Source organism: Limnohabitans sp. Hippo3 (genome assembly GCF_003063665.1).
In the GTDB taxonomy this organism is placed as follows: Bacteria; Pseudomonadota; Gammaproteobacteria; order Burkholderiales; family Burkholderiaceae_C; genus Limnohabitans_A.
In genome coordinates, this window is the sequence record NZ_NESF01000001.1 from 605,762 (window position 1) to 618,327 (window position 12,566).

Consider the following 12,566-nt stretch of genomic DNA (forward strand, 5'->3'; position numbering starts at 1 on the left):
ACACACCATGTCAGGACACGGCTTTCACGTGCATGGCCCGCACGACCACGAACTTGAGCACGCCGCGCAAGGCCATGGTGGCAGCCATACCAACAGCATCGCCATGTTCACCGCCATCATCGCCACGGTGGGCGCGTTGTTTGGTTACATGGGCGGGGCCACACAGGCCAATGCCGGCCTTTACAAAAACAACGCTGCCATCAAAAAAACCGAAGCGTCCAACCAGTGGAACTATTACCAGGCCAAGAGCAGCAAGCAGAACCTGAGCGAGCTGGCCCTAGAACTAGCTCCAGCTGGCAAAAAAGAGTTTTACCAGGACGAGATCAAGCGCTACAAGGGCGAAAAAGCCGAGATCAAGGTAGGCGCTGAAAAACTCGAAGCCGAAGCCAAGGTCTGGGATGACAAGTCAGACGAACAAATGCACCAGCACCACCGCTGGGCGCAAGCCACCACCGTGCTGCAGATTGCGATTGCGCTGGCCGCCATCGCCTTGCTGAGCAAAAAGCGCTGGACCGAATGGGCCATGTACGGGGCAGGCGCCATCGGTGTGGGTGTCGGCGTGCTGGCCTTTTTCCACATCTGAGTAGGTCTGCTCAGTGCGCCCAGACCAGGTAGCCTGCCAACAAGATCGACTTCAAGGATGCCAAGTGGAGATCACTTTGGGTGTCTCGGATGACCGGGCACCCGCCAGGGCATAAGACAGCCGGTTGGCCGCATCCATTACGGTCTGGGCAAAGGCCTCCAATTGGGCCTGATCCAGCCGCGAGGTCGGCCCGGAAATGCACATCGACCCCAGCAACTTCCAATTGAGACCAAAGACAGGCGCTGCGACGCTCGAGACCTGCGGCTCCCGCTCTCCCATCGAGACGTGGTAACCCCGGCGGCGGATGTCTTCATAAATTCCGCCGGGCTCTCCAGAAAAAGCCAGGATCACCCGCCCTGGTGCCCCCAGATTCAACGGCAGCCGCATGCCGATGCGCACATGGTGACGCACCGATTGCGGCCCTTCGACTCGCGAAATGCAGGCCCGTTCCTGCCCTTCGCGCACATAAAAAGAAGCGCTCTCGCGAGTCTCCTGGGTCAGGGCCCGAAGCGTTGGCTCGACCACATTGTTGATGTCAAAACCGGCCTGGTAACGCGCCCCGAGCCAGCCTGCTGCAGGACCCAGCCGCCACTGCCCGTCCTCACTTTGCACCATGAAGTCCGATTGCGCCAGCGTTCTGGCAAGACGAAGCACCGTGGTGTTGTGCAAGCCTGTGCGGCGACTCAACTCGGCTAGCGGCAGTTGCCGCTCACCAATGCGAAACGCCTCCATGACTTGCAAGGCCCGTGCGACGGCGATGACCCCGCCATCGACGGACTTGGGCAAAGTGGCATCGGATGCTCTGGAAGCATGTCGCGGCATGAAATACCTTTCATTCTGTGAAAGTACATTGTATTTAATGAAAGGCAAATTTAAATTCCGCACATTCAAAATTTCAACCTGCGGAAACATCCCTAAATGCAACACCCCCTCCAACGCCGACAAGCCGCCTTGGCCATTTTGCTCAGCTGCACATCCCTGCTCAGCTTTGCAGACGCCTGGCCTGGCAAACCGATCCGGACCATCGTGCCCTTCCCCGCCGGCGGAGGCACCGACATCGTGGCACGCGATGTGACCCAAAAGATGGCCACCACCACCAAGTGGACTTTCGTCATCGACAACAAGCCCGGCTCGGGCGGTAACCTGGGCATAGATGCGGCGGCCAAGGCCACGGCTGACGGCTACAGCTTGGTGATCGGTCAGACCAGCAACCTGGCGATCAACCCCTCGCTCTACAGCAAACTGCCCTACGACCCCATCAAGGACCTGACCCCGATCGGTCTGATCGGCAATGCCCCGCTGGTGCTGGTCACTTCGATGGACTCGCCCTTCAAGACCCTGGCCGATGTGATCAAGGCCGCTAAAGCGCAGCCCGGCCACATCAACTACGCCACCTCGGGCAACGGCACCGTGGCCCACCTGGCCACCGAGCTGTTCCAGCGCGAAGCCGGTGTCAAACTCACCCACATTCCCTACAAAGGCGCATCGCAAGGGATCAACGACGTGATCGGTGGCCAGGTGCAGCTGTACATGTCTTCTGTGCCCACCTTGCTCGGCCACATCAAGAACGGCAAGCTGCGCGCCCTGGCTGTGACCGCCGCCAAGCGCACCGATGACCTGCCGCAAACCCCGACCATCGCCGAATCCGGCTACAAAGGTTTTGAAGCCGTGACCTGGTTCGGCCTGCTCGGCCCAGCCAAGCTGCCCGCCGCTTTGGTGAGCACGGCCAATGCCGAGCTCAACAAAGCGCTCAATTCACCAGACCTGCGCAAGAAGCTTGAAGACCAGGGCCTGAACGTCACGCCCAGCACACCCGATGACTTCGGCAAACTGATCCGCGCAGACATCGCCAAGTGGGCCCCGGTGGTCAAGGACTCCGGTGCCAAGGTCGACTGATCCACAAGCCACCGCATGCCTTGTGCCGGTGCCGCCGGCTCTTTTTCCCGAACCCATTTCCACAAGGACAACATCCTCATGAGCCAAGACATCCTCCGCGACTTTGAACGCGTTTCCCCCGAGCTGGTCAAGCAGGCCGCTGACTTTCAAGCCGCCATCCTGGCTGACGTGGCGGGTCGCCGCGGCGCCATGCACGGCCGCATCCAGGCCCTTCGCCCGCGCATGAAGGTCGCAGGCCCGGCCCTGACGGTCGAAGTGCGCCCCGGTGACAACCTGATGATCCACGCCGCCATCGCCATGGCCAAGCCGGGTGATGTGCTGGTGATCGACGGCAAGGGCGACCAGACCTCCGCCCTGATGGGCACCATCATGATGACGGCCTGCCGCCAGCTGGGCATTGCCGGCGTGATCGTCGACGGCGCGGTGCGCGACAGCCTGGAGATCGACGAGATGGACTTCCCGGTCTTCTCGGTGGGCACCAACCCCAACGGCCCGACCAAGAACATTGGCGGGCGCATCGGTCACCCCATCCAGTGCGGTGGCGTGAGCGTGAACGCCGGTGACTTCGTGCTGGCCGATGCCGACGGCATCGTGGTGGTCGAAAAAGACAAACTCGCCAGCCTGATCCCGGCCGCCCACAAGAAGGTCGAAGACGAAGCCAAGCGCATCGCCCAGATCAAGGAAGATCAAACCGCCGCCTCCTGGCTGGTGCCCTCGCTGCGCGCTGCAGGTGTGCTCAAGGACGGAGAAAACCTGTGAGCCGCCCCGCCCTCATTGTGACCGGCGCCGATCTGGCGCAGCAAGCCCTGGACCTGCTCGGCGATTTCGAGATCGTCTACGCGGGCAAGACCCCGACCGAAGAGCAGCTGGTGGCCTTGTGCCAGCAGCATGACCCCGTCGCCTTCATCGTGCGCTACGGCGCCGTGGGCGCCAAGGTGATGGACGCCGCGCCCTCGCTGCGCGTGATCTCCAAGCACGGCAGCGGCACCGACACCATCGACAAGGCTGCTGCCCAGGCACGCGGCATCGAAGTGCGCGCCGCCATCGGGGCCAACGCTGCCGCCGTGGCCGAACAGGCCCTGGCCCTGCTGCTGGCCTGCGCCAAGTCGGTGGTCTCACTCAACGAGCGCATGCACGCTGGCCACTGGGACAAGGCCACGCACAAGAGCATCGAACTGCACGGCCGCACCATCGGCCTGGTGGGTCTGGGCGCGATCGGCCAGCGCTTTGCCCGCATGTGCGACGCCATGGGCATGAGGGTGATCGGCTTCGACCCGTTCGCCAAGAACCTGCCCGACTACATCCAGGCGGTGGACCTCGAGACGATCTGGCGAGAGTCGGATGCGATTTCGCTGCACTGCCCGCTGACACCCGAGAACCGTGGCATGGTCAACGCCCAAACGCTGGCCCAGTGCAAAAAGGGCGTGATCGTGGTCAACACCGCCCGGGGTGGACTGGTCAACGAAGCCGACCTGCTGGCCGCCGTGCAGTCGCGCCAGGTATTTGCCGCAGGGCTGGACAGCTTTGCGGTCGAGCCCATGACCGCGCCGCACATCTTCCACAACGCGCCCCACATCCTGCTGAGCCCGCACATCGGCGGGGTGACGGGCGATGCCTACATCAACATGGGTGTGGGTGCAGCGCGCAATGTGCTGGACGTGTTGGCCCAGCCCGCTGCGGCCTGACAGGCTCCCGTCATGACGCAGCGCTGGAAACATTCACCCCCCGGCAGCCACTGGGGCGAGTTCGGGCCTGACGACCGCCTGGGCCGCATGAACCTGGTCACACCCGCCAAGGTGCGCCAGGGCATGGCCGAAGTGCGCGAGGGGCTGACGTTTTGCCTCTCGCTGCCGCTGGACGTGCCCGGCGGCATGGCGCTCAATGCGCGCCGCCTGCCGCCCCGGCTTTACGGCACGCTGCGCGATGGCGCGAGCGCAGGTGTGCAGGGCTTTTGTTGGTCGTATGCCAGCGAAGACCCGAATCTGACCGATGTCGTTTGCGACGAAGTCATGCTGATGAACACCCAGTACTCGACCCAGTGGGACAGCCTGGCGCACATCGGCAGCCGCTTCGATGCCGACGGTGACGGCGAAGCCGAGGCCGTGTTCTACAACGGCTTTCGGGCGGGCACTGACCTGCACCCCGGCCACACCGATGCGCAAGCCCCGCAAGACTGGGCGCGCTACCCCGACCCGGACGCGGGCGCTTTGGGCGTGGCCAATCTGGCCGTGCACGGCGCACAAGGTCGGGGCGTGCTCATCGACCTGGACAAGCACATCGGCCGCCAGCACGTGGCCGTGAGTTACGAGCAGCTGATGCGCATCCTCGAAGCAGACCGCATCGACATCGAAGAGGGCGACATGGTTTGCCTGCATACCGGTTTTGCCGACACGCTGCTGGCCATGCGCAAGCAGCCCGATGTGAAACATCTGCACGAAACAGGCAGCGGCCTGGACGGCTCGGATGCCCGTCTGCTCAACTGGATCACCGACACGCGCCTGGCCTGCCTGATGGCCGACAACCCGGCCGTCGAGCTGGTGGCTGGCCCGTCGCTCATGCGCAGCACCCCGCTGCGCGGGCCACGCCTGCCGTTGCACGAGCACTGCCTGTTCAAGAACGGCATCCACCTGGGCGAACTCTGGTGGTTAACGCCGTTGGCCCATTGGCTGCGCAACGCAGGCCGTTCGCGCTTTTTGCTCACTGCCCCACCGCTGCGCCTGCCCGGTGCTGCGGGATCTCCCGTGACCCCCATCGCGACCGTTTAAACCACACCTCAAGTCCCCCGTTCCAAACCATCAACACTCAAGAGGAAGACAACCATGAAACGCAGAACACTCAACGCATTCCTGTCCGCCGTCGCCCTGTCCGTGGCAGCCCCCGCCGCCTTGGCCGCCTGGCCCGGTGGCAAAACCGTCAGCATGGTCGTGCCCTACGCACCCGGCGGCACCGCTGACGCTCTGGCCCGTCTAATCGCCCAACACCTGGGGCCCAAACTCGGCACCTCGGTCGTGGTGGTCAACAAGGCCGGCGCGAGCGGCATCATTGGCGCGCAAGCCGTGGCCCAGGCTTCGCCCGATGGCTTCACGGTGCTGTACGACGCCACCCCGTTTTCGATCAACCCCCATCTTCAAAAGCTCCCCTACGACGCCGAGAAGGACCTGATCCCGGTCACCCAGGTGGGTGTGACGCCCATGCTGATGACCGTGCCCAAGACCTCACCTTACGCCACAGCGGCAGATTTGATCAAAGCAGGCAAGGCAGCACCTGGCAAGCTGAATTTCGCCTCGGGCGGCCAAGGCACGGTGCAGTACATGGCCCCGGAGCTGATGAACCAGGCTGCCGGTGTGAACATGCTGCACATCCCTTACAAGAGTGGCGGCCTGGCGATCACTGGCACCATTGCCGGTGAGGTGGACATGGGCTTTTTCAACCTGCCTGCCATCAGTGGCCATGTGAAGAGCGGCACCGTGAAGGCCTTGGCCATCACCTCGGCCCAGCGTAACCCGCTGTTCCCCGACGTGCCCACCGTGGCCGAAGTGATCGGCAAGCCTTACGAGTCCTACGAATGGAACGGCATTTTCCTGCCGCGCGGTACCCCTGCCGACATCGTCAACCGCCTGAATGCGGCCTTGCGAGAGGTGCTGGCGACGCCCGAGATCAAGGCTAAATTTGACAGCCTGGGCTCGCGCATCGTCGCCTCTTCCCCCGAAGACTTCCGCAAATACCTGACCGCCGAATCAGGTCGCTGGGTCGCCACGGTCAAGGCCGCAGGCATCAAAAAAGAGTGAAGGCAGCTAGCGCATGACCACACTGCGAGTTTTCCACCGCCTGGCGGCCGATGCGCTGCTGGGCATGACAACGGCAGGTGCCAGGTATGGCCTGTTGCAGGCGCTGGAAAAAGTCTTCGGCCAGTTCACCGAACAGCCCGCCACCGTGGCCAAGTTGCAAGGCCTGGGCATGGAGCCGCAGCACAGCTGCGGGGGTGCTTTGGGTACCGACATGGACCGCAGCGCCAAGGCTTACACCCAGCTGGCCCGTGCATTCGACCTCAAGGCAGAATAAGCCCACCATGTTCCTGCTCAACCCCCCCACCGTTCGCCCCCTGGAACTGTTCAGTTCCATGCCTGAAAAGTACCGCCGCACCGGGGTGCGCAGCCTTTGGGCTGACGTGAACCAGGGCGGTCGATTGGCCGACTCCTTCCTCGAAGGGCCGGTCTTCGACACGCAGGGCGACCTGTACGTGACCGACATTCCTTTCGGTCGCGTTTTCCGCATCACCCCTCAAGGTGAATGGGACCTGGTGGCCCAGTGGGACGGCGAGCCCAACGGCATGAAGTTTCTGAACGCCGGACAGCTGCTGGTCACCGACTACCGCAATGGCTTGGTAGTGCTGGACATCCAGAGCGGCCAGGTGCGGCCTTTCCTGGAGCGGCGCAACAGCGAGCGCTTCAAAGGGGTCAACGATCTGGTGTTTGACTCCAAAGGCAACCTGTACTTCACTGACCAGGGCCAGACCGGTCTGCACGACCCCACAGGCCGCGTCTACCGCCTCGCACCCGACGGGCGGCTGGACATGCTGCTCTCCAACGTGCCCAGCCCCAATGGCATCGTGCTGTCCAATGACGAGCGCTTCTTGTTTGTGGCCGCCACACGTGGCAACTGCGTCTGGCGCATGCCACTGCTGGCCGACGGCAGCGTGTCCAAAGCGGGGCAATTTTTCACGTCCTATGGCCCCAGCGGCCCGGACGGCTTGGCCATGGACGAGAGAGGTCGATTGCTGATCGCCAACCCTGGGCTGGCCTATGTCTGGATCTTGGGTCCGCGTGCCGAGCCGGAGGAAGTGCTGATGGGCCCCAGCGGCGCGTCGATCACCAACCTGGCTTTTGGCGGCACCGAGCGCAAAACGCTTTACTGCACCGACTCCACCCACGGTCGCATCCTCAAGGCCGACATGTCGGCAGCGGGCACCCGACTGCACAGCCGCTGATAGAGGTGGCAAAGCCTGCCACACGGGGGCGGTTTTCAATTCGCGGAAAATACAGCTTTATCTGCTGAAGCTTTTCGCTCGATCTCATGAAAATTGCCACCTGGAACGTCAACTCCCTGTCCGTGCGCCTGCCCCAGGTGCTCGACTGGCTGGCCGCCAACCCGACCGATGTGCTGGCCCTGCAGGAACTCAAGCTGACCGACGACAAATTCCCGGCCGCGGCCTTTGCCGAAGCGGGTTACCAGGCCCAGTGGTTCGGCCAGAAAACCTACAACGGCGTGGCGCTGATCTCCAAAGCCGAAGGCGCGGATGTGGTCAAAAACATCCCTGGCTTTGAAGACGAGATGTCGCGTGTGATCGCCGCCACCTACCCCGATGGCGCAGGGGGTCAGCTGCGGGTGATTGGCGCGTATTTCCCGAATGGACAGGCACCGGACAGCGACAAATTTGTCTACAAGATGCGCTGGCTCGACGCGCTGCGCGACTGGGTAGGCAGTGAGCTGCAAAAACACCCTCAACTGGTGCTGCTGGGTGATTACAACATCACTTTTGACGAACTGGACATGTGGGACCCGGTGGGCTTGGCGGGCACCATCCACTGCACCGATGCCGAACGCGAAAAGCTTCAGGCCCTGATCGGCCTGGGCCTGACGGACAGCTTCCGCCTGTTTGAGCAGCCCGAAAAAAGCTACAGCTGGTGGGATTACCGAGAGTTCGCCTTCCGCCGCAACCGGGGCCTGCGCATCGACCACATCCTGATTTCGCAGGCCCTCAAGGGCCGCGCCAGCGCTTGTGTGATCGACCGCGCCCCGCGCAAAAACGAGCGCCCCAGCGACCACACCCCTGTGGTGTTGACCTTGGGGGCTTGATCTCAAGGCACCATCACATGGTGCCAGTAACGTTGCGTGCGCACCCGCTCGCAGTGCACCTCATCCGGAACGTCGCTGCGCCAAGTCGCCGCGCCGCATCGGCTGGACTCGACCAAGGCAATGCCCTGCGCCTGGTAGCGCGACACCACCGATGCAGCGGGGTGGCCGAATCGGTTGCGGTAGCCGGCCTGCACCAGTGCGAACCGGGGCTGCAGCGCCTGCAAAAACGCGGTGCTCGACGAGGTTTGGCTGCCATGGTGCGGCACCAAGAGCACATCGACCGGGGCCAGGTCCGATGCCCCTGCAGACGGTGACCCCGCCTGCAACAGCGCTTGCTCTTGCGCCGCCTCGATATCACCTGCCAACAACACCGAGGCCTTGCCGTTGCCAATGCGCAAAACGCAACTGACTTCATTGGGTCTCGGTGTTCGACCTGGTGCATTGGGGGGAACCGCAGGGTGCAGCACCTCGAACCGCACCCCATCCCACACCCACGACTGCCCAGCCTGGCAGCGCACCCAGCCCGGGCGCAGGGCGTGCAAGGGATGCGCATCTTCCAAAGAAGACCACAACGCGGCCTGCGGCTGCATGGCCAGCACCGCTGCTGCGCCTCCGGTGTGGTCGCTGTCACGGTGGCTGAGCATCAAGGTGTTGATGCGCTCGCCCATTTGCGCCAACAAGGGCACCAGCACCCGGTGGCCCGCATCGCTTTCGGCTGAATAGCGCGGCCCCGCGTCGTACAGCAGGCTGTGGGTCGCGGTGCGCACCAGCACCGCGTTGCCCTGGCCCACGTCGGCCGCCAGCAATTCGAAATGACCGGCTTCAGGGCGCGGTGATTCGCCCCACAACACGGGCCACAGCAAGGGCAAGCACAGCAGCTTCCACGACCAAGGCAGCTTGAGCACCAGCCCCCAAGCGCCCAAGAGCGCCAACGCACCCAGCCCCCAGGACGGCATGGCCGTGGACACGCTGGCCATCGGCCAGGTGGCCAACCAGCCCAAGCCGCTGATGAGCGGCTGCAGCGCCCAAGCCGCCAACACCGCAAAGCCCGACCCTAACAGACCCAACATGGCCAGCGGCGTGACCACCAAGGTCACCCAGGGAATCGCCCACAAATTGGCCAACAAACCCACCAGCGAGACCTGGCCAAAAAACAGCAAGGTCAAAGGTGCCAGCGCCAGTGTGACGATGGCCTGCTCGCGCACCAAACGCATGAGGCCGTGCCACACGGAAAGCAAGCCACCCAAGCGGGGCTGCGGGGCAAGTTGCGCCTGCCCCTGCAGCGGGTCCGAACTGGACTGTGTCCCTGCGGGCTGCCTTGGTGCAGGCTCTGATCGGCCCGATGCCATGAGCACCCCCACCGCGACAAAGCTCAACCAAAATCCCGGCTGCAGCATGGCCCAAGGGTCCAAGGTCAGCACCAGCGTACCGGCCGACAACCAGATCAGCCCGCCATGCCAATGACGCGCCGACATCTTCAGCAGCAACACGCCCCCCAGCATCCACAAGGTGCGCTGTGCGGGCACACCCCAGCCGCTGAACAGCGCATAAAACCCGGCCAGCGCCCAGCCCGCCAAAGCCCCCACATGCACCGCAGGCCAACGCAAAGCTCCGTTGAAGCCCCAAAGCGCGGATCTGCGCCAGCCCCAAGCCACCAGACCCCCAGCCAGCCAAGCGAACATGGTCACATGCAGGCCCGAGATGCTCATCAGGTGCGCCACGCCTGTCGCCCGAAATACATCCCAGTCTGCGCGCTCAATGGCCGCTTGGTCGCCCGTGACCAAGGCCGCCACCACACCCGCCCGCTGGGCCGCTGCCGCATCGCCGCCCGCCAGGGTTTCCTGACTCAGCAAGCGGTCACGGACCGATTGACGCCAGGCTTCGATCGGATGCGCCCCGGTGTGGGCCAAACGCTGTGGGGCCGGGTCTTTGGCCCCTGAGCGCACATAGCCTGTGGCGCGAATACCCTGCTCCCACAGCCACAACTCGTAATCAAACCCTCGCGGATTCATGTGCCCATGGGGTGCTTTCAGGCGCACGCGAAAACGCCAGCGTTCACCAGCTTTCACAGGCTCGGGCAGAGGCGACACATTCCAGCCGCTGTCGTGCAGCCCGTCCTGCCCATACCACCCCAGATACACCTGAGTCGGCAATTCCGTCCCCAAGGTCAGCGCATGCCTTGCGCCCGACTTGTCGACCCGCCAGGCTTGTTCGAGCCGAAAACGAAAACGCCAACCCAGGTCTTGCCGCTGCGGCATGGCCTGGACCACCCCCACCACATCGAGGTCCTGGCCCTCCAGCTTTGGGGCCATAGCGCCAGCGCGTGTCCCGGCCTGCCAACCCGTCAGCCCAAACGCCGCTGTCGCCCACACCAGCCCCCACAGGGCCTGGCGAACCCCAGCGTGCGCGGATTGAAAAACGGTGACACGTCGCAGCAGCCATGCACCGACAAGGGCCAAAGCCATGCAGGCGCTATAGACCGACAAAGACCACAAGACCGCTTGTTGCAACTGCAGCGCAAGCCCCAGGCACCAAGCCAGCAAGCTCCAGCCCAAGTCTCGCGCCCAAGCCATGCGCATCAGACGGCCCGGCCCAACACAGACCCCCAAGCCGCAACCCGGCCATGCCTGCCGGATGAACCGCATCGCTTCATGTCAGCCTCCCTGATTTGGCTGGTGATTCCAACGCTCGTTTCGACGTTCTGGGTGTCCGCTCAAGCAGGCCGCATCGCCGAGCAATTCGACCTAAAACCTGGCGTCTGCCTGGCTGTTTGTAACTGTCCACGCACCGTTTGTCATGCGTATCGCCCCTGTTGCATTGGCTGCAATATACCGATACGCATCGCCCAGCCACGCTTGGCCTGCAAGTCATCGCGAGCAGGCATTTGGTCAAAGGAGCAGCTGCCCGTAAAGAGCCGCCCAGTCCGTGATTCGGATTGAGCGACAATCCCGGTTCATTTTTGTCACCCCCGTACCCACGGGAACCCATCCCTTCAGCCCAGAGACCCACCATGAGCGTTTACGACACCCTGAAATCCCTGAACATCGAACTGCCCCCTGTGGCCGTGCCCGCAGCGGCTTATGTGCCCTTTGTGCAGACCGGCAACCTGGTCTTCCTGTCGGGCCACATTGCCAAAAAAGACGGCAAAGTCTGGGTCGGCCAGCTGGGCAGGAACATCAGCACCGCCGAAGGCCAGCAAGCCGCTCGCGCCGTGGCCATCGATCTGATGGGCACCTTGCACGCTGCCGTGGGCGACTTGAACAAGGTCAAACGCATCGTCAAAGCGATGAGCCTGGTCAACTCGACCGGTGACTTCACCGAGCAACACCTGGTCACCAACGGCTGCAGTGAACTGCTGGGGCAGGTTTTTGGTGCACAGGCAGGCGCCCACGCCCGCAGCGCTTTTGGTGTCGCGCAAATCCCCATGGGCGCTTGCGTCGAGATCGAACTGATTGCCGAAATCGGCTAAAAAAAGCCACGCCCAGCTGATGCAAGGCGTGGTTTTTTGACGGTAAGGCCTACCACTCCCGGACTCGGGATGCGTGACTGGCGATTTGAAGATCAGCCGCGCCCCGGGATCTCCGAGAGCAAAGCCTCCACATGGGCTTTGGCTTTTTCAAGCGAAGCCATGCTGCCCGTGAGGTACATGCGGCCGCTGGCACCGATCATGCTGCACTCGACCAGGGTCAGGTCGGGGGCGACTTTTTCGGCTTCGTTGGCCATGTGGGCACCGAACAGCGCCGGGGCCACTTCCATGAGCAGCATGTTCTGGCCGGGCAGCACCATGCTGGCTTGGCGCGTCCGGTTCATCAGCACGGCGTGCTGATCGGTCACGTTTTCCAGAATGTCGCTGTACAGCAGATGCGGGCGCAGCTGGTCTTCGGCCTTGGCGCCCATCCAAGCCAGAATGACCTGGCCTGCTCGCTGCAGCGCCGCGCTGTCGTTGCTGTGCAACTCCAGCACGCCAAACTGCCGCTCCACCGCCAGAATGCCGGGCTCCAGGGTGGGCTCGGCCTTGAGCGCCAGATCGATCACGCGCTGGATGGACAGCCCGGGGGCGATCTCGACCAGCAGCGCATTCGTGCCCTGCATCGCCACGTAGCCGCGTGCGCCCAGGGGCGAACTCATCCACGAGGAGAACTGGGGCTGCAGGTCGGTGAGCGTCAGGTAAACCCGAAGCTCAGCGGCCGGCTTGGCTGGCGCTGCGGCTTTTTTAGTTGTGGCCATGCGG

13 protein-coding genes are annotated in these 12,566 nt (G+C 63.5%); 10 read left to right on the forward strand and 3 right to left on the reverse strand.

The genetic code is table 11. The annotated features are described in order from the left end of the window. Nucleotides 1–7: 7 nt before the first annotated feature. Entirely contained in the window at nucleotides 8–583 is a 576-nt protein-coding gene (locus tag B9Z34_RS02850; protein ID WP_108426572.1) for a DUF4337 domain-containing protein, read from the forward strand. Between the two features lie 51 nt (nucleotides 584–634). Here B9Z34_RS02850 and B9Z34_RS02855 read toward each other — a convergent pair whose 3' ends face one another. Continuing rightward, nucleotides 635–1,405 carry an IclR family transcriptional regulator gene (locus B9Z34_RS02855; RefSeq protein WP_108426573.1) on the reverse strand — a complete coding sequence of 257 codons (771 nt, stop codon included), beginning with the start codon at nucleotides 1,403–1,405 and terminating at the stop codon, nucleotides 635–637. Nucleotides 1,406–1,501: 96 nt separating this feature from the next. Between B9Z34_RS02855 and B9Z34_RS02860 the strand changes: the two genes are divergently transcribed. From B9Z34_RS02860 to xth, 8 genes are all read left to right on the forward strand, one after another. Beyond that, nucleotides 1,502–2,479: a tripartite tricarboxylate transporter substrate binding protein gene (locus tag B9Z34_RS02860; RefSeq protein ID WP_108426574.1), complete on the forward strand. Its 978-nt coding sequence runs from the start codon at nucleotides 1,502–1,504 to the stop codon at nucleotides 2,477–2,479. A gap of 78 nt (nucleotides 2,480–2,557) precedes the next feature. Then, nucleotides 2,558–3,238 (forward strand): RraA family protein, encoded by a 681-nt coding sequence (locus B9Z34_RS02865; RefSeq protein ID WP_108426575.1) that lies wholly within the window; start codon nucleotides 2,558–2,560, stop codon nucleotides 3,236–3,238. Then, complete coding sequence (locus B9Z34_RS02870; RefSeq protein WP_108426576.1) at nucleotides 3,235–4,164, forward strand: NAD(P)-dependent oxidoreductase; 930 nt, start codon at nucleotides 3,235–3,237, stop codon at nucleotides 4,162–4,164. The genes B9Z34_RS02865 and B9Z34_RS02870 overlap by 4 nt, the downstream gene beginning before the upstream one ends. Before the next feature lie 12 nt (nucleotides 4,165–4,176). Continuing rightward, nucleotides 4,177–5,244, forward strand: coding sequence for a cyclase family protein (locus tag B9Z34_RS02875; protein ID WP_108426577.1), 1,068 nt, complete (start codon nucleotides 4,177–4,179; stop codon nucleotides 5,242–5,244). 54 nt (nucleotides 5,245–5,298) lie between these two features. After that, complete coding sequence (locus tag B9Z34_RS02880) at nucleotides 5,299–6,267, forward strand: tripartite tricarboxylate transporter substrate binding protein (RefSeq protein WP_108426578.1); 969 nt, start codon at nucleotides 5,299–5,301, stop codon at nucleotides 6,265–6,267. A 13-nt stretch (nucleotides 6,268–6,280) separates the two neighbouring features. Next, nucleotides 6,281–6,541, forward strand: a complete 261-nt coding sequence (locus B9Z34_RS02885; RefSeq protein ID WP_108426579.1) for a hypothetical protein — start codon at nucleotides 6,281–6,283, stop codon at nucleotides 6,539–6,541. 7 nt (nucleotides 6,542–6,548) lie between these two features. Continuing rightward, the gene (locus B9Z34_RS02890; RefSeq protein WP_108426580.1) at nucleotides 6,549–7,466 is read left to right on the forward strand and encodes an SMP-30/gluconolactonase/LRE family protein; all 918 of its coding nucleotides are present in this window, start codon (nucleotides 6,549–6,551) and stop codon (nucleotides 7,464–7,466) included. Between the two features lie 86 nt (nucleotides 7,467–7,552). Next, nucleotides 7,553–8,335, forward strand: a complete 783-nt coding sequence (xth, locus tag B9Z34_RS02895; protein WP_108426581.1) for an exodeoxyribonuclease III — start codon at nucleotides 7,553–7,555, stop codon at nucleotides 8,333–8,335. 2 nt (nucleotides 8,336–8,337) lie between these two features. On the opposite strand, the gene B9Z34_RS02900 is transcribed toward xth, so the two are convergent. After that, nucleotides 8,338–10,908 carry a DNA internalization-related competence protein ComEC/Rec2 gene (locus B9Z34_RS02900; RefSeq protein WP_108426874.1) on the reverse strand — a complete coding sequence of 857 codons (2,571 nt, stop codon included), beginning with the start codon at nucleotides 10,906–10,908 and terminating at the stop codon, nucleotides 8,338–8,340. 437 nt (nucleotides 10,909–11,345) lie between these two features. Between B9Z34_RS02900 and B9Z34_RS02905 the strand changes: the two genes are divergently transcribed. After that, the gene (locus B9Z34_RS02905) at nucleotides 11,346–11,804 is read left to right on the forward strand and encodes a RidA family protein (RefSeq protein WP_108426582.1); all 459 of its coding nucleotides are present in this window, start codon (nucleotides 11,346–11,348) and stop codon (nucleotides 11,802–11,804) included. Nucleotides 11,805–11,896: 92 nt separating this feature from the next. Here B9Z34_RS02905 and B9Z34_RS02910 read toward each other — a convergent pair whose 3' ends face one another. Continuing rightward, nucleotides 11,897–12,562 (reverse strand): microcompartment protein, encoded by a 666-nt coding sequence (locus B9Z34_RS02910; RefSeq protein WP_108426583.1) that lies wholly within the window; start codon nucleotides 12,560–12,562, stop codon nucleotides 11,897–11,899. Between the last annotated feature and the right edge of the window lie 4 nt (nucleotides 12,563–12,566).